Raw genomic sequence first — 25323 nt, 5'->3', positions numbered from 1 at the left:
GCGGAAAGTCCGATCAGGCTCGTGCGGGGACGGGAGAGGGGACGGGGACGGGGCGGGCGAGCAGCCGGGCCACCGCCGGAGTGACGTCGGCGGAGCGGGTGAGGACGGCGGCCACGTGGGCGTCGGGGCGCAGCACCCAGATCTCGTCGGGGCGGGCGCCCAGGGCCTCGCGCAGGACGGGGGTCGGGTCGAGGTCGGCCATGCGGTGCACCGTGACCGGCAGGTCCGACGGCAGCTCCCCGGGGAGTGCCGCGTCGTCCCCGACCAGCACCGTGACGCCGTCGCGGGCGAGCTGGCGCAGCCGGACGACGTCCGGCCGGCCGGGCACGGTGACCGGGCAGTCCGGCACCAGCACGCCCGGGGCGGGCACGGGGACGTCGCCGCGGGCCGGGCGGCCGGGGAACGGGCGCCGCTCGTCGCCGGTGGTCAGCGGGGAGTCGACGTACCAGAACGGCTCGGCCAGCCGGCCCGAGTTCACCTCGGCGCGCGCCAGCGGGTCGGTCGCCGCCCGCCGGAGGACGTCGAGCCGGTGGCGGGCCTCCTCCTCGGTGCCGGGGACGAGGAAGCGCATGGTCGCGGTGGTGACCTCGATGTTCTCCAGCGCCGCGGCGTGCCGCTCGTCGTGGTAGCTCTCCAGCAGCGACTCGGGAGCCCAGCCGCGCAGGACGAAGGCGATCTTCCAGGCCGCGTTCTCCGCGTCCAGCACCCCGGAGTTCAGGCCGCGCGCGCCGAACGGGGAGACCAGGTGCGCCGCGTCGCCGGCGACCAGCACCCGGCCCACCCGCATGCGGTCGACCAGGCGGGAGTGGAACCGGTAGACCGACTTCCACACGATCTCGTAGTCGCGCTCGCCGATCACCTGGCGGATCCGCCGGTCCAGGCCGCCGGAGGCCTCCTCGGCCGCCAGGTCGAAATCCGGCGGCACCTGCCAGTCGATGCGGAACGTCGAGTCCGGGCACGGGTGGATGAGCACCTGCCGGCCGGGGTTCCACTCGGGGTCGAAGTAGAACCGCCGCTCGGTCTCCCAGCCGGGCAGGTCGGTGCGGATGTCGCAGATGAGGAAGTAGTCCTCGAACGACTCGCCGGGGAAGCTCAGCCCGAGCATCGACCGGAGGTCGTCCGAGCGCGGGCCGGGGCAGGCGACGGCGTACGAGCCGCGGACGGTCGCCCCGTTCGCACAGGTCACGGTGACGCCGGAGTCGTCCTGCTCGATGCCCGTGACCCGGTGCCCCCACCGGACGTCGATGCGCGGCTCGTGGGCGATCCGCTCGTCGAGCAGCGCCTCGGTCTCGCACTGCGAGATGTTCACGAACGGCGGGAACGGCGAGCGGCCGCGGTCGGCGAAGGTGAAGCTGAACAGCTCGGCGTCGTGGTGGAAGGTGCGCGCCGTCGTCCAGGTGACGCCGCGGCGGGCGATCTCGGTGCCGACGCCGACGGCGTCCCAGACGTCGAGGACGTCGCGCTGCTGGCAGATCGCCTTGCTGCCGATCAGGTCGCGCTCGGGGCGGCCGTCGAGGACGACGACGTCCAGCCCCCACCGGGCCAGGAGCAGGGCGGTCGTCTGGCCGACCGGCCCGCAGCCGAGGACGAGGACAGGGTCTCTCGTGGAGGTCGAGGTCATCGCGGATCAGCCCTGCAGCTCGTCCCACACGGCACGGTCGCGCTCGGCGGTCCAGATGACGGGGCGCTCGATGCCGGAGAACTCGTCCCAGATCCGGGAGACGTCGAAGGGCAGGCAGTGCTCGAAGATCGGCCAGGCGCCGTACTTCGGCGCCAGCGCCTCGTGCGTCGCTTCGAACGCGTCCTTGAGCGTGCCGCCGGTGCGGTGCGCCTCGCCGACGGTGCGCTGCATGGTGAGGAGGAAGTCGCGGGTCTGCTCGATCGCGGCGTCCACCTGCTCGGTGCCGCGGGCGATCGCGCCCCGGCCGCCGATCAGCTGCTGCGCGCCGAGGGCCTTGATCCGGTCGAGGGTGCCGGCGGCCCAGTCGAAGTGGAACGCGTCGCCGGTGTAGAGCGCGGCCTGGGACTCGACCAGGTCGCCGGCGAAGCAGATCTCCTGCTTGGGCAGCCAGGCGACGATGTCGCCCTCGGTGTGGCCGCGGCCGAGGAACTCCAGGACCAGCTCGCCGCGGTCGCCGCCGAGCTCGATGGTCAGCTTGTCGCGGAAGGTCAGGGTCGGCCAGGTGAGGCCGGGGATCGACTCGGGCTCCTCGAACAGCCGCGGCATCCGGCCGTACTCGCTCTCCCAGTCCTGCTGGCCGCGCTCCTCGATCAGGTGCCTGGTCTGCTCGGAGCTGACGATCACCTCGGCGTCGAACGCGCTGGCGCCGAGCACGCGGACCGCGTGGTAGTGCGAGAGCACCAGGTAGCGGACCGGCTTGTCGGTGTGCTCGCGCAGCTTGGCCAGCCAGCGGCGGGCGGCGACGGGGGTGGCCAGGGCCTCGAAGCAGACGAGGAAGTCCTCGCCCTCGATCGCGCCGAGGTTCGGGTCCCCCTCGGCGGTGAGCGCGTACACGCCGTCGGCGAGCACCTCGAGGGTCTGCTCCTTGACGCCGAGGTCGGCGGAGGAGGCGAAGGGCTTGGCTGCCATGTGGCATCTCCTGAACGGTGAGCTGCGCGATATTCGAGTGCGCTGTTCTTTTACCGGGTCAGAACGTACGCGGGCTGTGCGCCGCGACACAAGGCTTGCGCGGCACAACGATGCGATCAATCTCGTCCGATATCCGGGCCATGCGCTCTACTTCTGAAGTCAACGCGGCGTTTCGGCGGGCGGATCGGCGGACGACGACCAGAACCCCCCGCCTGCCCCACCCGGCGTGCGGGTCGCGGCCATCCAGGGCGACACGACAGCGGCCGTCGAGGCCATCGGGGCGATCAGCGCGATCGTCACCCAGATCGCCGACCGGCAGACCACCATCGCCTCCGCGGTGGAGGAGCAGACCGCCACCACGTCGGAGATGGGCCGCTCGGTGGGCGAGGCGGCGCACGGCGCGACCGGGATCGCGGCCAACATCGCCGGGGTCTCCACCGCCGCGGAGTCCACCACCCGGGCGCTCGCGCAGACCCGCCCGGCGGTCGACGAGCTGTCGCGGATGGCCGCCGAGCTCCGCGGCGCGATCGCGCACTTCAGCTCCTGACCGGCCGGCTCACACCGGCCGGCGAGCGGACGCACAGCCGGCGCACGGGTTCGGCCGCCACCGTCGGCGCGTCCACGACGAGGTGGCCCGGGAGGCGACGATGGGGAGCACGACGAAGCGGCGTCGATGGGGGACGGCGGCCGGCCTGGTGGCCGCGGGTGCGCTCGCCGGCGGCATCGTCGCCGGCACGCTGAGCGCCGGCGCGGACGAGGGCGGCAGCACCGACGCGGCGGGCTCCACGGTCACGGCGGACCGCGACGGGCACCGCGACGAGCAGCCGCTGACCGGCGACACCCAGGACCGGGTCGAGGCCGCGGTGCTGGCCGAGTACCCCGGCGCCACGATCGTGCGCACCGAGACCGACTCCGAGGGCGTGTACGAGTCGCACGTCGTCACCGCCGACGGCCGGGAGCTGATCGTGCAGGTGGGTGCGGACTTCGCCGTCACCGGGACGCAGGACGACCACCACGGCCGGCGGTAGCGCCGCGACCGGCTGATCAGCAGGAGCGGTCAGCGCTCGCCGAACGGGACGTGCAGCCCGCCGAAGAGCTCCGCGACCATCTCGGCCCGGCTGGCCACCCCGGTCTTGGCGAAGACCCGGCGGAGGTGGGTGGACACGGTCCACAGGCTGATGTCGAGGGCGTCGGCGATGGCCCGGTTCGTCGCCCCGGCCGCCACCATGCGGGCGATCTGCAGCTCCCGGGGGCTCAGGCAGTAGCCGTTGCCGGCGCCCGGATCGATCACGAGCACCGCGCGGATCCCGTCGTGCTCGAGGACGGCTGCCCAGCCGGCGCCCGGCACCACGGTCAGCTCCATCACGCCGTCGAGCACCTGCGCGTGCATGACCTCCAGGGACCGGGCGAGCCGTTGCCGGACCTCGCGGTCCGGCCCGTCGTCCGCGGTCGGCCGCGATCCGGCGCGGGCGGCCGGCGGGTGCACCCCCCGACCTGGACGTCGCGGGCTGGGGACGACGAGGCGGTCCGGTGCAGGAGGCGTTCCGGACATCAGCGCCTCCCGCCTGGTGAGCCGGATGCCTGCGTCTCCTCGGGAGAATCGAATTCGGCCGGAGCCGAAATCGTGGCGGACCGGCCCGGCGCGCCACAAGGGACTTGTGACCGAAGCCGTTCGCCCCTCGTGGCCGTCGTCCGGCCGGGATCGGCGAACAGCCGGACGAGCAGATCGACCCCCGACGCCCACTCCGCGAGGTCGAGGTGCTCGTCCGGGCCGTGGGCCGAACCGCCGGCCGTGCCGAGACCCAGCAGGACCGGCGTCCGCGCGAACGCGCGCGTCAGCGGTCCGACCGCCGGCAGGCTGCCGCCGGAGCGGAGCAGCCGCACCGGGCTGCCCACCGCTGCCCGGCAGGCGGCGTCGAGCGCGGCCAGGGCGGCTGCCGCCGGCAGCGTCTCGTGCCCGGCGTGCGCCGCCCGTGCGGTCACCGTCAGCCGGGCGCCCGGCGGGACGGCGGACCGCGCGGTGTGCCGGAGCCGCCGCAGCTGAGCGCCCGGATCGGCCGACGGGGGCAGCCGGACGTCGAGGTCCGCGCGCGCCCGGGTCGGCACGGCGCGCGTTCCGCCGCCGGCGGCGAGCCGCAGCACCGACAGGGCGGGCAGGGCGGTGATCCGGCGGTCCAGGTCGTGGCCGACCGTGGCCCGGCCGGCGACGGCGGCGGCGACCTGCGCGTCGGAGCGGTCCCGCAGCCGGGGGTGCCGCAGCCGCGGAGAACCGGCGGGCAGCGCGGTGGACAGCCGGCCGAGCACCCGGCCGAGCACGACCCCGGGGTCGACGACCGCCCCGCCGAGCCGGCCGGGGTGCACCGGGGCGCCGCCGGTGTCGACCTCGACGGCGAGGTCGAGATGCCCGCGCTGGCTGACGGTCACGCTCGGGACGCCGTCAGGTGCGCGCTCGGTGTCGCACACCAGCACCAGGTCCGGCCGCACCGCGCCGCGCAGTGCGGCCAGCCCGTGCGCGAGACCCCGGCTGCCGACCTCCTCCGCGCCCTCCGCGACCACCCACACCGTGCTGGGCGGCCCCCCGCCCCGGCACCAGGCGTCCAGCGCCGCGACGGTGGCCATCAGCTGGCCCTTGTCGTCGTCGGTGCCCCGGCCCAGCATCAGCCGCCCGCGCACCACCGGCCGGAACGCGGCGGCGGTCCACCCCGGCCCCGGCGCGACGACGTCGTAGTGCCCGTACACGAGCACGACCGGGCTGCCCGGCGGCCCGTCGGCCCGGCCCACCACCAGCGGAGGGGCGCCCGGCACCGGGATCCGCCGCACCGCCGCCCCGGCCGTCCGGAGCAGATCGGCGAGGACCGCACCCGCGCGCAGGACGGCGTCCCGCCGGCGGGGGTCGCCGCTGACCGACGGGACGGCCACCCAGCGGGCGAGGGCCCGCAGGTGCTCCTCCCGGCCGCGGCGGGCGTGCCGCAGCGCGTCGGCGACCGGCACGGGCCCGGCCGGTCAGAGCCGCCCGGCCGGTGACCGGGCCGGCCGCGCGGTGCGGCCGCCGCGGTAGGTGCCCAGGCCGCCCCGCCGCGGGTACATGGGCGCGCGGCCGGACATCGGCGGGATGAGCGCCGGGCTGCGTTCGGCGTAGGCCGCCGCCACCCCGGACTGGCCGAGCTGCTCCCACGGCAGCACGCGGTCGCTGCCGGTCCGCCGCGCGAGGCTCATCGCCTGCGCCGAGGTGAGCCATTCCTCCGCCGGTTCGGCGATCTGCATGAGCAGCGCCTCGAACTGGCCGCGGCCGGTCTCCATCACGTGCGGCCCGGCCAGCCAGCGCAGCACGTCGCGGCCGGTGACCGCCATGCGCTGGCGCGGGCTGCTCTGCAGCCGCTCGTCGAAGTAGCGGATCAGGACCTCGTCGACGACGTCCCACGCGTTGTCGGCGCCGAACAGCTTCTTGACGTCCTCGGCCCCCAGGATCCGGAAGCACTCGTCGAGCAGCTGCATGACCTCGACGCGCAGCACGTTGAGGTGACCGAACGAGGTGAACTTCAGGTTGTTGCGCAGGTCGAGCCCGGCCCGCCGCACCACCGCGATGGACCCGAAGCTCGGGTCGATCGCCCGCTCGCGGATGACGTCGCTGATCCGCTTGTCCCGCCAGAACAGCGTCACCTGGTTGACGAAGTGCGCGAACAGCATGTGGAAGTCGGTGTTCGGCCGGCTCTGTCCCGCCCCGAGTCCCGCGCCGTAGCCCAGCACCCTGCGGTAGGCCGCGATGCGGTCGTTGCGGGTGTAGCGCAGCACGTCCCGGCGGTCGAACTGGTACAGCCGGTAGGCGCCGTCGCCGCCGGAGAGCCGGACGGCGCCGGCCTCGAACAGCTGCTTGAGCTTCTGGACGACGCGGAAGACCCCGATCTTCTCGTGCTGGTAGATGTAGTAGAGGTCGCCGACGGCGACGATCCGCTCGGAGTTGACGTTCTCGTCGTAGGGGACGACGCCGGGCGGCACCTTGACCTGGCCGAAGCGCTGGGCGGCCTCGGGGCCGACGCCGACCAGCTCGGCCAGCCCCTGGTCGGGCGGCCGCGGGGCGGCCGCCTCGGTGGTGGTCAGGGCCTCGACGAGGCTGTCGATCTGCCGGTTGAGCTCCTCGGCCAGCGCCGGGTTGGAGACCAGGCTGCCGGACAGCTGCTCGGCGACCTGCTCGCGCAGCGCTTGGACGCGGTCGAGCCGCTCCTGGTAATCCCGTTCGGACAACATCGTCGTCAGCCCCTACTCGTTGCTGTCGGTCGGCGTGCCGGCGGCCCGGTCGGTCCCCGATCCGTCCCCGTCGGGTGAACGGTCAGCGCCCTGCGCGTTGCGGGCGGCGTTCGCCTTTCTCGTCGCGGCACCCCGGCGCGCGGCCTCGGACCGACGCTCGGCCTCCGTCTGCGCGTTCCGCCCGCCGGCGCGGCGCCCGCTGCCCCGGCGGTTGCCGACGGTGGTGGACGCCGTGACCCGCCCGGCCCCGCCGCGCTCGCCGGCCGGGATCCCCTCCCCGGCCGGGACCCCGTCGTCGGCGCTGCCGTTGCGCGGCACGGGCACGCCGGGCGGGACGCCGGGCCTCGGCCGTCGCGGCGCCCCGGAGTCGTAGAACCCGCGCGAGAAGCGAGCGCCGTCCCTGTCGAACGGATCCTGCTCGTCCGGGTCGTCGAACTCGTCGGTTCCGAGCCCTGTGCCGCCGGGGACGAAGGCGTCGTTCGGCTCGTGCGACCAGTCCGGGGTGGAGTCCGGCGGCACGAAATGCCCCGGCCAGTGCCGGACCGGCGGGGCGCTGATCACCTGGCCGGTCTCCTGGTCCACCACCGCGATCGGCAGGATCTGGGCGGGGATCAGCACGGTCCCCTGGTCGAGCCGGTCGATCAACGCGGTCACCGAATCGTGGAAGTTCCGCAGGTCCTCCGCGGAGAAGAACGCCGCGATCGAGTCGTCGTCGGCCGTCGCGGAGCCGTTCAGCGGCGGCACCACCAGCCGGCTCTCCGGGTGCAGGAAAGCCGGCTGGTAGGTCGGCCGGAGGTTCGCGCCGCGCAGCTCGAGCCGGAAGTAGACCCGGTCGTCGCCGTCCACGCGGAGCACCCGGGTCGCCTGGACGTCGAAGAGCACGATGCCGGGGAAGCGGCTGATCCTGGCCGACGTGGTGAACAGGTTGCACAGCAGCCGGCAGAGCCCGGCCACCGCGACCCTCGTGCGGCCGGCGTACATGCCGCTGGGGAACGGCGACGAGCAGGACGCCGGGATGACCGTGATCGGGTCGTCCCGGCGGATGCCGAGGTCCCCCTGCGGCTCGAACGAGGGCTTCGGATACGCGCCGAGCGGGGCGACCAGGCTGTCGTGCACCGTCGTCACCAGCTCGTGGGTGAGCGGGGTGAAGGCCGTGCGGATGCCGTCCCGGCCGGTGTCCCGCAGGTAGAGCGGGCCGTCCTCGGTGAGGAACGTCCGCAGCCAGGCCAGCAGGCCGGCCAGGGTCAGCCCCGTGTCGTCGCCGAGGGTGATGGTCTGCCGCTCGGCGGCACCCACCAGCACCGAGTCGAGCACCGCCTCCACCTCGTCGACCTGCTCGGCCGCCGCGGCCAGCAGCCGGTTGATGACCACCAGGTCGGTGCCGAGGAAGCCGTTGCCGGCGCCGCCACCGATCAGCTGCTTCTGCGACTCCCAGGAGCGCCGCAGGTCCAGCAGCAGGTCGACCAGCGTCCAGAACGCCGTCCGCAGCGCCTCCTCGTCGACGGTGTTGACGTTGGCGTCGATCAGGCCGAAGCGGTCGCGCAGCGCGCCGAGCTGCCCGGGCACGGTGTCCGGGGTCTGCGCCCCGATCACCGCCAGCCCGGCCGCACCGGAGGGGATCGGCCCGAGCAGGACGGTGAACGCGCTGTCGACCAGCGCCTGACGGGGCCCGCCCAGGTACCCGAGCTCGCTGACCAGCCGGCCGACGCCGTGCCGCACGAGCGTCCGGAAGGCCTCGCCGTCCTCGGGGTCGAAGTCGGTGCGCAACGGCTTGAGGCCTTCCAGCAACCGGTTGGCCTGGTCCATGGCGCCGCGCGCGCGGGCGTACAGCGAGGCCTGCCCGCCGGTCACCCCGCCCAGGTCGGCCTGGACGGCGACGCCATGGGGCACGTACCGGCTCTCGATGTGCCCCTCCACCTCCTGCAGCTGGAAGGACGCGCGCAGCGCGGCGGCGAACGCATGGGTGTCCTCGGTGCGCGGCCGCCAGCCCAGCACGGTGCGCAGCACGGAGGCGACCAGCGGGCCCTGGTCCTGGCCCGCGATGGCGGGCGAGGAGGCGGAGGACCCGGTCCGGGCCGCCGCCTCGGTCGTCAGGACCGGGAAGACCTGGTCGACGTCGACCACGGAGACGTGGCCATCGTCATATGCAGTCACGGGAGCCTCCTGTAGGGGTCCGGTGCGGACGGGGTCTGTCGCGGTCCGGGCATCGCCGCGGCCAGCTGGCAGATCTCCTGCCAGCCGAGGTGGACCGCCTCGGCCACCGAGTCGAAGGGGTCCACGCACCGGGCGGCGGACTGCTCGACGCTGCGCCGCCAGGCCGGCCAGCCGCCCCCGCGCCCGCGTGCCGCGGCCCGCAGCTGGGCGGTCGGCTCGTAGCCGCGCACGTCGCGCCAGTAGCGGACCGACGCCTCGTGGAGGGCGGCGGCCACCTCGGGGAGCGCGGTGACGTCCGGACCGGCGGCCAGCGCGGCCAGCCGGGTCCGGGCTCCGGCGACCGCGCCCTGGATCTCGCTGACGCTCTCGACGAGCTGATCGGTGACGGCCAGGCCCACGCACTCCGGCTGGTCCTCGCAGACGATGAGCACGAGCTCGCACACCGCCGTCCACAGCTCCTCGACCGCTGCCGAGAGCTGCGCGACGGCGCGCTGCACGGTCACCGCGCTCACCGCCGCGACAGCTCGACGTAGAAGTTGCGCATCAGCACCTCCGGCGCCGCCAGCCCGCGGTCGACGGCGGTGCGCACGGCGCCGATCAGGAACCGCTCGGGGACGACGCCCGGGTCGGTGCCGGTGGCGAGCCGGGTCGCGGCCTCCTCGATCATCAGCTGGTGCCGGGGCTCGAAGGTGATCACCTCGCGCAGGCTCTTCCCGCCCAGCGAGGGGAACCGGGTGAAGCAGACCGCGTCCACCACGAGCGGCACGGCCTCGCGCCGGCTGCGCAGCACCGCGGCCGGGATCGTCGTCCCCTCGGTCGAGGGGTAGAGCCGCTGCCAGGCCCGGCGCAGCTCGTCGGCCCGCTCGGGGAAGCCCATCCGGCGCAGCAGCTCGCAGGAGAGGAACGTCCGCAGGTACGGCGTCGGGTGCACGCCGCGCGAGGAGTAGGCGAGGACCTGCTCCGTGGACCGGCCGATGACGTCCATCAGCGAGGCGACGAAGGCCTCCCCGCCGAGCAGGCAGCCGAGCATGTCGCCGAAGATCTCGCGGTTCCAGCGCGCCCACACCCGGCACACCGCCTCCGGCAGGCCCGCGGCCCGCAGCCGCCGCAGCACCGCCGCCGGGACGGCGACCTGCAGCTGCAGCTCGTTGTGCAGGTTGTGGCTGACCTCGTGCAGGATCGCGCCCATCGTCCACGGGTTGATCAGGCGGTGGTAGGGCAGCTGGACCAGGGGGAAGGGGTTGAGCTGGCGCCCCAGCCGGCGCAGCGGGATGCCGCGGCGGTAGGTGGCAGGGGAGAAGCCGGTGCGCATGTACGAGAACGGCGGCGGCGCCGGGATGCTGCGCGCCGAGCCCAGGTGCATGTAGACGTGCTGGTAGCAGTCGAGCGCGATCCGGTCGCAGGCCACCAGCCACTCGCCGTACACGCTCTGCCGCTGGCCGAACAGCTCGAAGTAGAAGTCCCACACCCGCTCGAGGGCCCGCACCCGGTCGTGGGCCCGGCTCTTGAGCTCGAGCAGCCGGGCGTAGCCGTCGGCCGCCTGCTCCCGCTCGGCCTGGCCGGCGACCTCGTCCAGCTCCGCCACCGCCCGCTGCAACGGGCGGCGCAGCGTCGCCAGCAACCGGTTCACGGCCTGGATGTGGCCCTCGCTCGGGCGCGCGATGCCGGTGCCGAACTCGTCGCGGCGGAAGTCGCGCAGTCCCTCCAGGTGGCGGCGCACGTTGAGCGACTGGCCGGCCAGGTATGCGGTGAGCACCGACGGCGGACGGGACGCGACCGCGCTCCCGTCCGCCCGTGCTCCGGTGGGAACGGCGGGAGAGCGGCGCGCCTCAGCGAGTGCGGCGGGCACGGGACACCGCGCCGGTGGTCCGCCGGCCGGCCGCGCGGCGGCGGCGGCCGTAGGCGGGCACCCGCGCACGGGTGCCGGTGGCGGCCCGCTGCGCGCGGCGGCGGTAGCGCCGGTCGAACACGCCCACCGCGCCCAGCGCCCGGCGGCAGGACTGCGGCGACCCGAGCACCCGGCCGGTCATGCGGGCCAGGGTCCGCACCGCCGCCTGCGCGTCGATCGGGCGACCGGTGGCCGCCTGGTCGGCGAGGCTCTGGGCGGTGCGCTGCAGGACGACGGGCATGGCCTGCACCAGCCGGCGCGTGGCGGGGTCGCGGCGCAGCCGGCGGACGATCCGGGTGGCCCCCCGGATCAGCGACGGCGCGTTGCGGGCCACGAGCGAGGCGGCGCGGGGGATCAGCCGGGCGGCGATCGGCACGAGCGCGCCGATGAACGCCTCCGCCTCCTCCTCGCCCTCCGCGGCTGCGGCGTTGCGGGCCAGGTGCGCCATGAGCTCGGCGTCGCGGTAGATCCGCTGGACCGGGTTGACGAAGGCCTCGTCCTCGAACTCGTCCTCGAACTCGGTCTCGCCCTCCAGCTCCGCCTCGACCTCGTACTCGAACTCGTACTCCTCCTCCCGCGCGCCGTCCTCCTCGCCCTCGCCGAGCAGGCTGCCCACGCTGCGGGCGATGCCGCCGAGGGCGCCGAGGAAGGCCTCGTCCTCGAACTCGTCCTCCAGCTCGCCCTCGTCCTCGGTCTCGAACTCGTCCTCCAGCTCGGTCTCGAGCTCGGCCTCCAGCTCGCCCTGGATGGCGGGGTAGCGGTGGTTGACGGCAGACGTCATGGCGGATCTCCCGGAAGGTCAGGTCGGATCGACGGGGATGGGCCGGCCGGTCAGCGGCCGCGCCGGCCGGTCACGCTGATGGGCCGCCCGGCCGGCGTGGCGCCACGGGGCACCCGGACGTCGCTGACGACGCGGACGGTGCGGGGCGGCTGACCACCCCGTGCGGGCACGCGGACGGGGGTCACGACGCGGACGAAGCCCGGCCGGGGTCGCGCCACCGCGCGCGCGGTGGTCACACCGGTGCGGGTGGGCTGCCGCCGGATGATCGTCGTCCGCCCCGGGTACCGGCGGCCGTCGAGCAGCGCACCGGACCGCGAGCGGCCGTACCCCCAGCCCGCGGGACGACGGTGCCGGCGCACGTGCGCCAGGCCGCGCGCGTGCCGGCGCAGGACGGCGGAGCGGGCGCCCGCGCCGCCGAGGACGCGCTGGGCGGTGCCGCCCATGATCGCGCCGACGTCGGCCGGGCTCGTGCGCACGCCGCGGACGATGCGCCGGGCCACGGTGCGGCCGCTCGCGTCGACGATGCCCGGCAGCAACCGGACGGCCGAGCGGGTCCGCGGATCGCGCCGCAGCAGGCGGGTGAGGACGGCCGCTCCGCGCAGCAGCGCGGGGAGCATCCGCTCCAGGTCACGGCGGTCGCGGGCGGACAGCGAGGCGTACGCGGCGACGCCGGCGAAGGCCTCGGCCTCGGCCTCGGACTGGGTGGACGCCGCCTGCGCGGCGAGGTACTCGGCGAGGGACTGGCCGCCGGACAGCGGCGCCGAGGCCATCTCCTCCAGCTCCGCCTCGAGCTCGGCCTCGAGCTCACCCTCGAGCTGGGAGACCGCGGCGCGGGCGATCATGCCGGCCGCGGGGCCGCCGACCGCCGTGGCGACCAGCGGGCCGACCTTCTTGACGATCGACCGGAAGACCGGGCTCTTCACCATCTTCCGCAGCCCTCGGCCGATGCGCTTGAAGAACTCCTCGGCCTCGTCCTCCAGCTCGCCCTCGATCTCCCACTCGTCCTCGGCTTCCTCCTCCGACTCGCCGAGCAGGCCGCCGACGGCGCGGGCGAGGCCACCGAGGAACGCCTCGTCCTCGTCCTCGAACTCCAGCTCGCCCTCGATCTCCTCCTCGAACTCGTCCTCGAGCTCGAGCTCCCCCTCGATCTCGTCCTCCCACTCCGCCTCGGACTCGCCCTCGCCGAGCAGGCCGCCGACGGCGCGGGCGATGCCACCGAGGAACGCCTCGTCCTCGTCCTCGAGCTCCGCCTCGTACTCCTGCTCGAACTCGAGCTCGTCCTCGAACTCCGTGGCCAGGCTCGTCATGGCGGTCTCCTCGCTGGTCCGGCGGTGCTGCGCTCACGGGCGCGCTCCGCACATGGCACCCCCGGCGGTCGGGGGCCACCAGTCGCAGGTGTGGGGGAGACTCGTCCGTGCGTCGGGCGCCCGGGCTACCCCGGGTGGACCAGCCCGGATGCGGTAGCGCGGGCCGGGTAGCCCGGCCGTGGTCACCGATGCGTACTCGTGCGGACGGGGTAGCTCGGCCGGGCGACGCAACGGCGGTTCCCGCGCGGTGTCGCGCCCTGGTCAGGCCGTCCAGCGCAGCGGCAGCCGCTTGACCCCGCGCTGGAAGTTCGACCGCAGCAGCGCCGGCGGCCCGTCGTGCTCGAGCGTGCCGGTCCGGCGCAGCAGCTCGCCGAACAGTGCGCGCATCTGCACCTTCGCCAGTTGCGCGCCGAGGCAGAAGTGCGGCCCGTGGCCGAAGGACAGGTGCGGGTTGGGCGCCCGGCGGACGTCGAACCGGTCGGGGTCGGCGAACACCGCCTCGTCCCGGTTGGCCGAGGTGAAGGAGACGACCACCTTGTCCCCGGCCCGGACCCGGACGCCGCCGAGGTCGGCGTCGGCGGTCGCGGTGCGGCGGAACACCATGACCGGCGTCCACCAGCGCAGCATCTCCTCGACCGCGCCCGGCAGCAGCGAGGGGTCGGCGCGCAGCGCGGCCAGCTGCTCCGGGTGGGCCAGCAGCGCGATCAGCCCGCCGGGCAGGCCGTTGCGCAGCGTCTCGTTCCCCGCGACGGCAAACAGCCAGAACATGTTCTCGAACTCGGCGTCGCTGACCGCTCCGCCGTCCTCGTCGACCTGGGCCAGCAGGATCGACATGACGTCGGTGCCGGGGGAGCGGCGCTTCTCCTCGGCCAGCAGCCCGGCGTAGGCGTAGAGGTCGGGCATCCCGGCCCGGGTGCGCGGGTCCGGCATCCGCCCGTCGGCGCCGGGGGAGGGGCGCAGCGCCACGGCCTGCCGGGCGAGCTCGGTGCCGGCGGCGGGGTCGAAGACGGCGGAGACCGCGTAGTCGGGGTCCTGCCAGCCGATCACCCGGTTCGACCAGTCGAAGAGCAGCCAGCGGTCCTCGGCCGGCACCCCGAGGACGTCGGCGAGGGTGAGCAGCGGCAGGTCGGCGGCGACGTCCTTGGCGAAGTCGCAGCGGCCCTCGGCGGCCCCGTCGAGCATCCGGCCGACCAGGCCGGCCGCCGTCGCCTCGATCGAGGCGGTGAGCGCGGCGACCGCGCGCGGGGTGAACGAGCGGGCGAGCAGCCGCCGCAGCCGGGAGTGGTCCGGCGGGTCCATGTTCAGCATCATCCGGCGCACCCAGTCCAGGTCCGCGGCGTCGCGGATCTGGGTGGCGCCCAGCCACGAGGAGAAGGTGGCCGGGTCGCGAAGCACCCGCTCGACGTCGGCGTGCCGCAGCACGAGCCAGAAGCCGGGACCGGCCGGCTGGCCGTGCAGGGCCGGCTCGTCGACCCAGGTCACCGGCGCCTCGGCCCGCAGCCGGCGCAGCAGCCCGAACGGCGGGCCGTCCTCGTAGCTGGCCGGGTCGACCAGCGGCACGGTGTCCACCGGCGTCTGCACGTCCGCGATCCTGTCAGGCGCCGAGCCCCGCCAGGAACCGGTCGAGCATCGTCAGCTGCGTCGCCTCGGACGTCGGCGCGGCCGGCAGCAGCGCGAGGACCTGCAGGCCCATCGCCATGGCGAGCAGCTGCTCGACCAGGACGTCGTCGGGCGTGGCCGCGGTGACCTCGCCGTCCGCGCGGGCCTGGGCGAGCAGCCCGCCCAGCTCGGCCCGCCACTGCTGCATGGCCGTGTCGTTGAGCCGGGCGAACCGCTCGTCGCCGACCGTCCGGCCCCAGAACGGCAGCACGATCCGGGCCTCGAGCCGGGTCAGCTCGGTGGTGGGCTGCACCTCGACGAGGAACGCGCGCAGGGCGGCGAGGCCGCGCCGGCCCTCGACGGCCACCCGGATGCGCTCGTTGGTCCGCTCGGAGACGTGCACGTAGGCTGCCTCGATGAGCGCGTCGTTGTTGGCGAAGTCGTAGGCCGGGACGTCACAGGCGCCTTGTCGATCTGTGAAGATGCTGCTCTGAAAGGGAACGAAGCGGCTCGGATCCCGGCCGTCCTGCGCCGCTCAGCGGCGGTCGTGGCGCTCGGCTCGGCGGCCGTGCACGTGCTGGCGGGGGCGGACGTGGTCGCGGGCCGGGGCCGTCCCGGCGGGCATGCTCGTCGTCCACCCGCTCCTGGCCCCGGCCCATCACGGCGCGGGTGTGCCCGGGGCGGCGCTGCTGGCGCTGCCCGCCGCCGGGCTCGGGCTGGCCCTGCTCGGCCTCGCCCGGGTCGGCCGCGCCTACCGGGCGGCCGGCGCGTCCTCCGCTGCCGGCACGGGCGCCGGCGCCCCCGCGCGCGGCAGGCCGAGCTCGTCCATGGCCTGCTCGTAGCACTCGTGGAGCAGGTAGAGGCGCTCGACCAGCCGGTGCACGTAGTCCGTCGAGGTGCGCAGCGCCGTCGGCTCGTCCATCAGGTCCCAGAACAGCCAGGACAGCTCCTCGCCCCCTCCGCACCACACCTGGGTGGACGGCGAGAACGACGACCCGAGGGCGGTCACGAACCGGCGGGCCACGGCCCGGCGCAGCCGGGCGGACGCCTCGCGGTAGCGGGCCTGCTCCTCCCGGCGCTGCCGCCGGGCCGGGGCGGTCCTGCGCGAGGCGCGGTCCTCCGGCGGGGGCTCCACCGCCAGGCCGATGGCCCGCCCGAGCAGCGGGACGAGCAGGGGCCGGTCGGCGTCGCACAGCTTGTCGTTGGCGCCGCGCAGGACGGCGGCCAGTTCCCGGTCCACGCAGCGCGGGTCGTCGGTGAACGGGCCGCCGGCCAGCAGCGACGTGAACTCCATGAAGCACGCCCCCCGCGCCGGGTTCTTGTGCTTGCCCCGGCTCAGCATCGGCATCGCGTCGGGCACCCTCGGGTCGGTCGAGAACTCGGACATGGCCCTCGTCTCCTGGTCGAGTCGGTCGGTGGCGTCCCCGGTGGGCGCGGCTGACGGCGGCGGAACCCTACGGAGACCGGCGTGAACGGTCCTCGTCCCCGGGGGATGAGTGGCGCCGTGCGGTCACGGCCGTCGGGCGGCGGAGCGGTAGTCGAGCAAGGCGTTGAGCTGCTGCTCGGCGCGGGTCTCGCGGTCGAGGTCCCGGCGGCTGCCGGTGCTGGCCGCCACGATCCGGGCCGAGCGGAGTTCGCCGAGGGCGTCGACGATGAGCCGGTCGAGGCTGGCGAACGAGCCCCTCGGCGGCGCGGGCGCTGTCATCTCGGACCTCCAGCACGTGGGTGCTGCTCCGGGCCGGGCGGGGCCCCGCCCGCGACCTCAGCGTGATCAGGCACGGGGCGGGCGGCATCATCCGCGACAGACGACGCGGACCGCGGCCGCGGCAGGGCCGGTCCCGCGGCGGGGGAGGCCTCCGCGCCCTCCGCCGTCCCCCGCCGGCGGCGTCGCGCGGACCGGCGTCGGGCGGCCCGCCCCTCGGTCGCCGCCCCGGACGTGCCCGCGAGCAGGATCCTCGCCCAACGGCGGTCCGGGTCCTGGCCGACCAGCACCGCGACGACGAAGAGGGTCAGCGGAACCGCGAGGACGGCGCCCAGCGGCCCCAGGACGATCGTCCACGCGAAGACGGACAGGAACGAGAGGGTGACCGACATCCCGACCGCGTCGCCGACGAACACCGGCTGCAGGACCGACTGCAGGAGGAAGTTCGCCACGGTGTAGAGGACGACCACGAGGACCGCGGTGCCGGGCCCGCCGACGAGCAGCCCCAGCAGCACCGGCGGTGCCAGCCCCAGGAAGAACCCGATGTTCGGGACGTAGTTCGTCAGGAACGACAGCAGCCCCCACAGCAGCGCCAGCGGGACCCCGAGCACCACCAGCCCCACGGTGTCGACGACGGCCACCAGGAAGCCGAATACCGTCGTCACGACGATGTAGCGGCGGGTGTTGCGGGCGAAGTCGCCGAGGGCGGTCCGCAGCCGCCAGGTCCCGGGGGCCTCGGCCAGCCGCTGCGGCAGCCCGGCCGCCTCCGCGGTCATGAACAGCACCGTGGCCAGGACCAGGATCAGGGCGGCCGCCGAGCCGGCGAGCCGCTCGAGGACCCCTCCGACGGCGGACAGCACGTTCTGCGGCGAGATCGACTTCAGCGCCTCCTGCGCCTGCTGCGGGCCCACGCCCCACCCGGCCAGCGTGGACTTCACGTCGTCCAGGAGCTTCTGCCACTCGTCGGAGTACTGGGGCAGCACGGTGGCGAGCTGGCCGAAGGAGACGGCGACCGCGACGGTGAAGGCGATCAGCCCGCCGTCGACGAGGAGCACGGCGAGCCCGACCGCGAGGGCCCGCGGCACCCGGTGGCGCTCCAGCGCGCCGATGAGCGGGTGCACGACCACAGTGAGCACGAACGCGAGCAGGACGGGGGCGAGGAACCGGGCGGCGTTGGAGATGCCCCACAGCGCCACCGCCGTCCCGGCCACCCCCAGCACGACGACGAGCCACAGGGGGAGGGCACGGCCTGCCTCGCGCTCGGGCATGCCGACCACGATGGCCGGGCGCGGGGACCGGGGCGTCACCTCCGAGGGGTGACCCGGTCGGTCAGTCGTAGACGACCGCGGTCCGCAGCAGCAGGTCCTGCACCGAACGGTTCTCCCGGCTGACCAGCACCCACAGCAGCCCGATGGGGAAAAGCGCGCACAGCACCGCCCGCACGGCGCTGCGGCCCAGCCCGAGGCGCCTCCCGGAGCCGCCGGTCACGCGCAGCCCGAGCAGCCGGTCGCCGTAGGTGTGCCCGCTGACGGCCCAGGTCACGGTGAAGTAGAGGATCTGGACGCCGAGCCCGGCGAGGAGCAGCGTCCGTGTCGAGGGGTTGGGGAAGGTGAAGCTCGTCGGGCCGAGGAGGAACCGGGTCGCCGCGACGGCCGTGTAGCCCCCGACCACGGCCAGCACGACCACGGCCAGGTCCGCGACGTTGGCGAGGGAGCGCGTGATCAGTCCGGCGCGGGCGCCCAGGATGGCGGCCCGGGCTCCCTCGGCGACGGTCGCCGGGGACGGCGCGTCGTGCCACGGCGCGGCGGCGGGCGGCGGTCGCCGCTCCTCAGCCGTCGTCACGGTCCGCGCTCCCGCCTGTCCGGGGGTCGGGCACGGCCGGGTCGGCCCGCCGTCCGTGGCGGCGCAGCAGCCGGTCGACGACCCGCTCCACCGCCCGGTCGGCGTCCGCCCCCTGGTCGCGCACGCTGCGCACCACCTCGGAGGTCACCGACCCGGTCGACATGCGCAGCAGACCCGGCAGGTCGATCTCCTGGACGACGTACCGGGCGAGGCCGGCGACGTCCGTGCGGGCGATGACCCGGTCGACGTCCACCCGGTCGACGGCGCGGTCGAGGTCGACCCGGCCGACGGCGCTGTCCAGGTCGACCCGCGCCACGACCGCGTCGAGGTCGACGCGGTCGATCACGCGGGAGACGTCGACCTTGTCCACCAGCGTGTCCAGGTCCAGCCGGGCGGCCACGGCGTCGAGGTCGACCCGGGCCACGACCGCGTCGAGGTCGACGCGGTCGATCACGCGGGAGACGTCGACCTTGTCCACCAGCGTGTCGAGGTCCAGCCGGGCGGCCACGGAGTCGAGGTCGATCCGGGCGGCGACGGCGTCGATGTCGACCCGGTCGAGGACGGCGTCGATGTCCACCCGCGCCACGACCGCGTCCACGTCGAGCAGCGCGGCCAGCCGGTCCAGGTCCACGAACTCGCGGACGAGGGCCGGGACGTCGAGCCGGGCGAGCACCGCCCAGGTCACCTCGGGCACCAGGCGGTCCGCCGCCACCCCCAGCACCCGGACGGCGGCCGACGCCGGGTGGGCGAGCACGCGGGCCACCGGTCCCTGCAGGGCGCGGCGCAGGACCGGTATCTGCCCGGTGAACGGCAGCCGCGGGCGGTTGCGCGCGGCCGCCTCCACGGCGTACCGGACCACCGCGGCCGTGACCGCCAGGACCGCGAAGGCGCCGTCGACCGCGTCGTCCACCGCGCTGCTGTCGGCACGGAGGCGGACCGCGTCCCGCGGGGCGGCCGGCCGGGCCGGCGGGTCCACCGGGATCACGGCCACGGGAACCGGCCGCCCGCTGCGCGACTCATGCGTTCCTCCTGGCTCCCGTCCGGGCCGCCATGGTCGGGCACCGGCGGGACGTTTTCCTCATCCCCAGCGGGTGAGCCGGACCCGCCCGGAGCCCGGCCATGCTCAGGGTCCCGGCCGAGCGCGGCGCCGCCCCGGCCGGGTCGGACGTGCCTGACGGAGGGGGCCCTTCGCCCCTGACCGAGGACGGCGCGGTTCGGAACTCTGGACGCACGACGACAAGCCAGCTGCGGCCGCGGGAGGAGAACGGCACGAAGACCGGCCGGAGGGGCACCTGGGAGGGCATCGCATGACCGGGTTGTCGACCGCCGGAACGTCCCCGCCGCCCGGCGGGCGGGGCGGCGCACCGGAGCGGCACCGCATGGCGCTGCTGGCGTCGAAGCTCGCCCCGCCGCAGCCCGCTCATGCCACGGTGCTCCGTCCCCGCCTGCTCACCCTGCTCACGCGGGAGGTGCAGCGCTCGCCGCTCACCCTCCTGTCCGGCCCCGCCGGCTCGGGCAAGACGGTGCTGGCGGCCTCCTGGCGGCAGAGCCAGGACGCGGGGCGGACGATCGGCTGGCTGACCCTGGACGACTACGACGACGACCCGGCGACCTTCTGGTGCTACGTCGTGGAGGCGCTGACCGGCGCCGGCGTGCGGCTGTCCGAGGTGCCGACGATGGTCGGCGGCGAGCCGCCGCCCGGCTGGTGGATCCCCCGCCTGGCCGCGGACCTCGCCGCCTGCCCGCAGCCGGTCGTGCTGGTGGTCGACAACGCCGACCACCTCACCGACCGGTCCATCGTCGCCGGCCTCGATCTGCTGCTCCGGAACGCGGCCAGCCGGCTCCGCCTGGTGCTCTGCGCCCGGGCGGACCCGCTGCTGCCCCTCCACCGGTACCGGCTGGCCGGGACGCTCGCCGAGATCCGCACCGACCAGCTGGGCTTCACGCCCGACGAGACCGGTGAGCTGCTCGCCGCGATGGGCGTGCCGGTGACGGCGGAGGTCGCGGCGGCCCTGTGCGCGGAGACGCAGGGCTGGGCGGTCGGCCTCCGGCTCGCCGCGGCACCGCTGCGGCAGGGCGTGCCGCCGGAGCGGCTGGTGACGTCGCTCGCGCACGACGACGGCAGCGTGGCCCAGTACCTCTTCGCGGAGGTCCTGGAGGGGCAGCCGGCCAGCGTCCGCCGGGTCCTGCTGCGCACCAGCGTGACCGCGGAGCTGTGGCCCGACCTGGTGGACCGGCTCTGCGCCCGCAAGAACGTCCGGCACGCCCTCGCCGGGCTGGCGCACGCCAACGCCTTCGTCGAGGAGTCCCCGGGCGCCCCCGGCGGCTTCCGCATCCACCCCCTGTTCCGGGAGATGCTGCAGGCCCAGCTCGGCTACGAGCACCCGGGCGAGCTGGCGGCCCTGCACCGGATCTGCGCCGAGTGGTACGCCGCGGCCGGGCGCGCCCCGGAGGCGGTCGGCCACGCCGTCGCCGCCGAGGACTGGGCCTTCGTCACCCGGCTGCTGATCGACGACCTGCTCGTCGCCCGCCTGCTGGCGCACGGCACCGATCCGGCCCTGCGCAGCCTGCAGTCCCTCCCACCGGCGCTGCCCGGCTCCGAGGCCGCGGTGATCCGGACCGTCGCCGCCGTGGCCGGGGGGCGCGCCCCGGCACCCGACGACCTCGCCGCGGCGGGCCGCGCGCAGGACGAGGGCAACCGGCTCCCGTTGCGCGTGTCGGCCACGCTCGCCTGCCTGACGGCGGGTGCGGGGGAGGGCACCGCGGCCGCGCCGTCCCTCGCCCGTGTCGATGCCGCCGCCGCGCTCGTCGCCGAACTGCCCGACGACGAGGGCCAGGCGCGGCGGGAGTGCGCGGCGGTGCTGAGCGACCTGCGGGTGTCGGCCATCCTGCGCACGGACGCCCCCACGGGCGCGCTGCTCGGCGTGCTGCGCGCCGCGGCGACCGCCGCCCAGGCCGCGGGCTCCCGCCGGCTGCGCTGCCGCGCGGTCGGCCGGCTCGCCCTCGTGGAAGCGCTGGAGGGGAACCTGACCCGGGCCGCCCAGCTCGCCGGGGAGGCCGAGGCGATCGCCGGCGAGGACGGCGCGGACGAGGCCGCCCGCGACCCGGCCGCGGCGACGGCGCTCGCCTGGGTCCACCTCCGCCGCTACGCCCTGGTCGAGGCGCGCGAGTGGTCGGGACGGGCCCGCCAGCGCGATCGGTCCGGCGGCCCGGGCGCGGCGCTGGGCCCCGTCCCGCTGCAGGCCGTGCTGCAGGCGCAGCAGTTCCGCCTGCGCCACGAGTACGACCTCGCGGAGCAGGTCCTGCGTCCGCACCTGCAGGGACCTCGCCTGCCCCGGTGGGTCGCGGAGCAGGTCGTGACCGAGGTGGTCCGGCTCGCCGTGGCCCGTGGGCACGTCGACGCGGGCCTGGCCATCCTCCGGGACCGCAGCTCCGACGAGCCGTGGAGCCGGCGGGTGCGCGCGGCCGCCGGCCTCCTCGGCGGGGAGCCGACGACGGACGAGCCGGTGACGGCCGAGCCCTCGGCGTCCGTGGCCGAGGCGGTGGAGTCGGCGGTCATCCGGGCGTGCCAGCTGCTCGAGGCCGGCCGGGTGACCGCGGCGGCCGAGGAGCTCGCCGCCGCGCTCGAGCTGGCCCGGCCGGAGATGCTGCGCTGGCCGTTCGTCGACACCCCGCCCCAGGCGCGCCGCCTGCTGCGGACCCACCCGCGGTTGCAGTCGCTGGGTGCCTGGCTCAACCCGTCGAGCGGGGCGCAGCCTCGTCCGACCGAGACCGGCGCGCCGGCGGCCGCGGCGGGACCCGTGGTCATGCAGGAGCTGAGCGACCGCGAGATGGAGGTCCTGCGGTACCTCGCGGAGATGCTCTCCACGGCGGAGATCGCGGCCACCATGTTCATCTCGGTGAACACGGTGCGCACGCACATCCGCAGCATCCTGCGCAAGCTGGCGGTGAGCCGGCGCAACCAGGCGGTCCGGCGGGCGCGCGAGCGCGGCCTGCTCTGACCGCCGCACCTCGTACGCGCCGGACGAGGCGGGCCGACAGCCGCAGGGGAAGCGTGATCGCGAAGAACAGCGAAGCAGGCGCCCGCCCAGTGGGAGGACGATGGCGATGGAGGCGGCTGGGACCCGGTACGAGCTACGGGTCGGCACCCTGGTCAGCAGGGCGGCCCTCACCACCTTCCGCGTGCCCGTGCAGCGGGCCGCCGTGCCGCGCAACACGGTGTACCGGATCCGCGTGCCCACCGACTGCGACCTCTCGGAGCTGCTGCACCGGCTGATCGAGCGCGGCGTGCAGGTCCTGGAGATCCGGCGGTGCCCCGAACCGCGCGCCCGGCCCCGGGACCAGCCTGCCCCGCAGGACGCGCTCGCGGACGAGTCCGGGGAGGTCCCCGCCGACGGCGTCGTCGTCCCCTTCCGGGCGAGGACCACCCAGCCGGGGCCGGGGTCCGGTCCCGCACCGGATGGTTGCTCCGCCGGGTGACCCGGTGCGCCGCGCGGGGCCGATCGCGTTCATTCGATGCGGACGATGCCGCGCCGCCGGAGGGAGCACGACGCTGCGGACGCACACCACCGCAGCTAGGAGGACAGGCACATGACGGGCACCTCGAACCGCGGGACCCCGGAGAACACCGGATACGCCGACACCGACGACCGGTACGGCGAGGCGCCGACGGCGTGGGCCGGCTGGGTCGTCTTCGGTGGCGTCATGCTGATCATGCTGGGCGCGTTCCAGATCATCGAAGGCCTCGTGGCCCTGTTCGACGACGGCTTCTACGCGGTGAACTCCTCCGGCCTCATCGTGAACGTCGACTACAACACATGGGGCTGGATCCACCTGACGATCGGCGTCATCGGCGTCCTCGCCGGCATGGGGCTCCTGGCCGGGAACATGGCGGCGCGGGTGGTCGGCGTGATCATCGCCTGCCTGAGCGCGCTGGTGAACCTGGCGTTCATCTCGGCCTACCCGGTGTGGTCGGCCATCATGATCACGCTCGACGTCATCGTGATCTACGCGATCATCGTCCACGGGCGCGAGCTCAAGGGCTACTACCGCTGAGCTCCGCCCCCCGACCCGCCCCGGCCCGCTCCGCCGCGCACCGCGGAGCGGGCCGGGTCGTGTTCCGGGATGGCTCGCGCAGCCGGATCGTCCGCCCCGGGTGACGTGCGGGGCGGGCCGGCCGGGGGACCGTGGCCGGCGACCGCTCCCCAATCCTCGTCCGCTGGAGGAGACATGACCGCAGACCTCGAGCAGGCACCCGACCTCGACGACCTCGGCCCCATCGACTACATCGTGGTGGCCTTTCCGACCGACCGGATGACCGGCGAGGCGCTGCCGCTGCTCGTCGACCTCGTCGACCGGGGCGTCATCCGCATCCTCGACCTCGTGTTCCTGCGCAAGGGCGAGGACGGCAGCGTCACGACGCTCACCCAGGTCGACCTGCAGCGGATGCAGGTGCTCGAGGCGGCACTGTTCGACGGCGCGGCCTCCGGCCTGCTCGGCCCGGACGACGTCGCCGAGGCCGCCGAGGCGCTGGAGCCGGGCACGGCGGCCGGCGTGCTGGTCTACGAGAACACGTGGGCCACGCCGTTCGCCGCCGCGCTGCGCCGTTCCGGCGGCCGGCTCGTGGCCTCCGGCCACATCCCGGTCCAGGCCCTGGTCGAGACCCTCGACGCCCTCGAGGCCGAGGAGCAGACGGCCTCCCGGGAGCCGGTCGGCTGACCGCCGGCCCCGGCTACAGGAGCCGGGAGTTCCAGTCCGGCTCCACCGCGGCCCAGTCCAGCGCCCACCGGCGGGCCCGGTGGGCGTCCAGGGCGTAGCACAGGAACGCGTAGAGGGTGCACGTCGCCATGGGCACCGCGATCAGTGCCGACGCACCCATGGCCGCCGCCGACGCCGGGATCGTGGCGCGGTCCAGCGGTGCCCGGGACAGGACGCCCTCCGCGGTCACCCACACCGGCACGGCCGTGCCCTCCGCGGTGCCGGGCGCGACCGGCACCAGGCCCTCCCGGGACGTCCCGCCGGGCACCGGCCACACGGCCAGCGCGACCACCGTCGTGGCCGAGTAGGCGCCGTCGCCGTCCGGGCGCCGTGCCGGCGCGTCCTCCAGCAGCACGGCGCGGGCCGGGATCCGCTCGGCCACCTCGACGGCCGCGACCGCCTCGAGGCGCGCGGTCGTCGCGCCGGCAGCGGCCACGGCGAGCACGGGGGCGGCGAGGAACGCGAGGACGACGACGAGCCGGCCGATCATCTGGACGCGGTCCGAGCCGCGCTTGAGCGGTCCGGAGCCGAGGGCGAACCGGCGCAGCGACCGGCGGACCGGGCGGTCCCTCGGCGCGGTCATGGGCGGCCGGCCTCAGACCAGGACGCGCCGCTTGAGCTGCTCGAACTCCTCCTGGCTGATCGCGCCGCGGTCGAGCAGCTCCTTGGCGCGGGCGATCTCGTCGACGCCGTGGAAGCCCGGCGCCGCGACCGACCGGATGTAGTCGTCGGTCTGCTGCTTCGCCGCCTCGGCCTGCCGGGTGTCGCGGTCGGCCATCGCGCGGCCCTGGGTGATCAGGTACGTGAGCGAGCCGATCAGCGGGATCACGAGGACGAACACGATCCAGCCGGCCTTGGCCCAGCCGGAGACGTCGTGCCGGCGGAAGAGGTCGGCGAAGACCGTGATGACCAGCCAGAAGTAGACCAGCAGCGCGAAGAAGAGGACGAACGTCCACATCAGGTCGACCAGCGGGTAGTCATCGGCGGCCGCGATCATGGTCCACCTCCACGAGGGGATGCTGTGTCCCGCTCAGGATGGTGACCGCCGGGTCGCGGAACCATCGTCCGGCCCGGATGAGGTCGCAGGTGGCGGCACGGGCCAGGCTCGGCCATCGGATCGGACCGGGGCGTCCCGGGGCGGGCGGAGGAATCGTCCGGCTCGCCGAACGGCTCTCTGGAGGGCCTTGCGCAACGGTGCCCGCCCGAGCCGGAAGGAGCGCGCAGATGGGACGTCAGGTGTACGAGCTCCGGGTGCGTGGACCGGTCCCCGCCGAGGTTCTCGAGGAGATCGGCGCGGAGGACCTCGGCGAGGAACCGCCGCTGACGATCCTCCGGACGGAGCCGACGGATCAGCCGGGGTTGCACGGCATGCTGCAGCGGTTGCGCAGCCTGGGGCTGGACCTGATGGAGGTCCGCACCGCCACTCCCGATCCGTCCGACAGCGGCGCGACCTGAGCG

General features: G+C 75.3%; 26 protein-coding genes. 7 read left to right on the top strand and 19 right to left on the bottom strand.

Features of this window, described 5'->3' with window-relative positions:
* Window positions 1–13: 13 nt before the first annotated feature.
* On the bottom strand, window positions 14–1621 hold the full coding sequence (locus AB3388_RS15105; protein ID WP_495406103.1) for an FAD-dependent monooxygenase: 1608 nt from the start codon (window positions 1619–1621) through the stop codon (window positions 14–16).
* 6 nt (window positions 1622–1627) lie between these two features.
* A complete protein-coding gene (locus tag AB3388_RS15100) occupies window positions 1628–2590 on the bottom strand; it encodes an MBL fold metallo-hydrolase (protein ID WP_495406102.1) in 963 nt (320 codons plus the stop codon).
* A 226-nt stretch (window positions 2591–2816) separates the two neighbouring features.
* On the opposite strand from AB3388_RS15100, the gene AB3388_RS15095 reads away from it, so the two are divergent.
* Together AB3388_RS15095 and AB3388_RS15090 are read left to right on the top strand one after the other, a co-directional pair.
* Window positions 2817–3137, top strand: a complete 321-nt coding sequence (locus AB3388_RS15095; RefSeq protein ID WP_495406101.1) for a methyl-accepting chemotaxis protein — start codon at window positions 2817–2819, stop codon at window positions 3135–3137.
* A gap of 100 nt (window positions 3138–3237) precedes the next feature.
* Complete coding sequence (locus AB3388_RS15090) at window positions 3238–3618, top strand: hypothetical protein (RefSeq protein ID WP_495406100.1); 381 nt, start codon at window positions 3238–3240, stop codon at window positions 3616–3618.
* 29 nt (window positions 3619–3647) lie between these two features.
* On the opposite strand, the gene AB3388_RS15085 is transcribed toward AB3388_RS15090, so the two are convergent.
* From AB3388_RS15085 to AB3388_RS15015, 15 genes are all read right to left on the bottom strand, one after another.
* Window positions 3648–4076, bottom strand: a complete 429-nt coding sequence (locus tag AB3388_RS15085; RefSeq protein WP_495406099.1) for a helix-turn-helix transcriptional regulator — start codon at window positions 4074–4076, stop codon at window positions 3648–3650.
* Window positions 4077–4141: 65 nt separating this feature from the next.
* Complete coding sequence (locus tag AB3388_RS15080) at window positions 4142–5581, bottom strand: M20/M25/M40 family metallo-hydrolase (protein ID WP_495406098.1); 1440 nt, start codon at window positions 5579–5581, stop codon at window positions 4142–4144.
* A 12-nt stretch (window positions 5582–5593) separates the two neighbouring features.
* The gene (locus AB3388_RS15075; RefSeq protein ID WP_495406097.1) at window positions 5594–6835 is read right to left on the bottom strand and encodes a hypothetical protein; all 1242 of its coding nucleotides are present in this window, start codon (window positions 6833–6835) and stop codon (window positions 5594–5596) included.
* Between the two features lie 12 nt (window positions 6836–6847).
* Window positions 6848–8989, bottom strand: coding sequence for a hypothetical protein (locus tag AB3388_RS15070; RefSeq protein WP_495406096.1), 2142 nt, complete (start codon window positions 8987–8989; stop codon window positions 6848–6850).
* A complete protein-coding gene (locus tag AB3388_RS15065) occupies window positions 8986–9501 on the bottom strand; it encodes a hypothetical protein (RefSeq protein ID WP_495406095.1) in 516 nt (171 codons plus the stop codon). The genes AB3388_RS15070 and AB3388_RS15065 overlap by 4 nt, the downstream gene beginning before the upstream one ends.
* On the bottom strand, window positions 9498–10745 hold the full coding sequence (locus AB3388_RS15060; protein ID WP_495406094.1) for a hypothetical protein: 1248 nt from the start codon (window positions 10743–10745) through the stop codon (window positions 9498–9500). Before AB3388_RS15060 ends, AB3388_RS15065 begins: the two co-directional genes overlap by 4 nt.
* A gap of 73 nt (window positions 10746–10818) precedes the next feature.
* The gene (locus AB3388_RS15055; RefSeq protein WP_495406093.1) at window positions 10819–11658 is read right to left on the bottom strand and encodes a hypothetical protein; all 840 of its coding nucleotides are present in this window, start codon (window positions 11656–11658) and stop codon (window positions 10819–10821) included.
* 50 nt (window positions 11659–11708) lie between these two features.
* Entirely contained in the window at window positions 11709–12965 is a 1257-nt protein-coding gene (locus AB3388_RS15050; protein WP_495406092.1) for a hypothetical protein, read from the bottom strand.
* A 261-nt stretch (window positions 12966–13226) separates the two neighbouring features.
* A complete protein-coding gene (locus tag AB3388_RS15045) occupies window positions 13227–14546 on the bottom strand; it encodes a cytochrome P450 (protein ID WP_495406091.1) in 1320 nt (439 codons plus the stop codon).
* A 13-nt stretch (window positions 14547–14559) separates the two neighbouring features.
* Window positions 14560–14967, bottom strand: a complete 408-nt coding sequence (locus AB3388_RS15040) for a TetR family transcriptional regulator C-terminal domain-containing protein (RefSeq protein ID WP_495406090.1) — start codon at window positions 14965–14967, stop codon at window positions 14560–14562.
* Between the two features lie 348 nt (window positions 14968–15315).
* A complete protein-coding gene (locus tag AB3388_RS15035) occupies window positions 15316–15951 on the bottom strand; it encodes a hypothetical protein (protein ID WP_495406089.1) in 636 nt (211 codons plus the stop codon).
* 123 nt (window positions 15952–16074) lie between these two features.
* The gene (locus AB3388_RS15030; RefSeq protein WP_495406088.1) at window positions 16075–16269 is read right to left on the bottom strand and encodes a hypothetical protein; all 195 of its coding nucleotides are present in this window, start codon (window positions 16267–16269) and stop codon (window positions 16075–16077) included.
* Complete coding sequence (locus AB3388_RS15025) at window positions 16266–17534, bottom strand: AI-2E family transporter (RefSeq protein WP_495406087.1); 1269 nt, start codon at window positions 17532–17534, stop codon at window positions 16266–16268. The genes AB3388_RS15030 and AB3388_RS15025 overlap by 4 nt, the downstream gene beginning before the upstream one ends.
* Window positions 17535–17595: 61 nt before the next feature.
* Window positions 17596–18108, bottom strand: a complete 513-nt coding sequence (locus AB3388_RS15020; RefSeq protein ID WP_495406086.1) for an RDD family protein — start codon at window positions 18106–18108, stop codon at window positions 17596–17598.
* The gene (locus AB3388_RS15015) at window positions 18095–19099 is read right to left on the bottom strand and encodes a hypothetical protein (RefSeq protein ID WP_495406085.1); all 1005 of its coding nucleotides are present in this window, start codon (window positions 19097–19099) and stop codon (window positions 18095–18097) included. Before AB3388_RS15015 ends, AB3388_RS15020 begins: the two co-directional genes overlap by 14 nt.
* Before the next feature lie 316 nt (window positions 19100–19415).
* On the opposite strand from AB3388_RS15015, the gene AB3388_RS15010 reads away from it, so the two are divergent.
* From AB3388_RS15010 to AB3388_RS14995, 4 genes are all read left to right on the top strand, one after another.
* Entirely contained in the window at window positions 19416–22109 is a 2694-nt protein-coding gene (locus tag AB3388_RS15010; protein ID WP_495406084.1) for a helix-turn-helix transcriptional regulator, read from the top strand.
* Between the two features lie 106 nt (window positions 22110–22215).
* Window positions 22216–22587, top strand: a complete 372-nt coding sequence (locus tag AB3388_RS15005) for a hypothetical protein (RefSeq protein ID WP_495406083.1) — start codon at window positions 22216–22218, stop codon at window positions 22585–22587.
* Between the two features lie 111 nt (window positions 22588–22698).
* Window positions 22699–23163 (top strand): DUF7144 family membrane protein, encoded by a 465-nt coding sequence (locus tag AB3388_RS15000; protein WP_495406082.1) that lies wholly within the window; start codon window positions 22699–22701, stop codon window positions 23161–23163.
* Between the two features lie 174 nt (window positions 23164–23337).
* A complete protein-coding gene (locus AB3388_RS14995; protein ID WP_495406081.1) occupies window positions 23338–23826 on the top strand; it encodes a DUF6325 family protein in 489 nt (162 codons plus the stop codon).
* Between the two features lie 13 nt (window positions 23827–23839).
* Here AB3388_RS14995 and AB3388_RS14990 read toward each other — a convergent pair whose 3' ends face one another.
* Both AB3388_RS14990 and AB3388_RS14985 read right to left on the bottom strand, forming a co-directional pair.
* On the bottom strand, window positions 23840–24448 hold the full coding sequence (locus AB3388_RS14990) for an Rv1733c family protein (RefSeq protein ID WP_495406080.1): 609 nt from the start codon (window positions 24446–24448) through the stop codon (window positions 23840–23842).
* Between the two features lie 12 nt (window positions 24449–24460).
* Window positions 24461–24862 (bottom strand): SHOCT domain-containing protein, encoded by a 402-nt coding sequence (locus tag AB3388_RS14985; protein ID WP_495406079.1) that lies wholly within the window; start codon window positions 24860–24862, stop codon window positions 24461–24463.
* A gap of 227 nt (window positions 24863–25089) precedes the next feature.
* Between AB3388_RS14985 and AB3388_RS14980 the strand changes: the two genes are divergently transcribed.
* Window positions 25090–25320 (top strand): DUF8691 family protein, encoded by a 231-nt coding sequence (locus tag AB3388_RS14980; protein ID WP_495406078.1) that lies wholly within the window; start codon window positions 25090–25092, stop codon window positions 25318–25320.
* Window positions 25321–25323: the final 3 nt, after the last annotated feature.

The sequence above is a fragment of the Geodermatophilus sp. SMS 5-13 genome (genome assembly GCF_059428245.1).
This window is presented reverse-complemented; position numbering and strand designations above follow the sequence as displayed.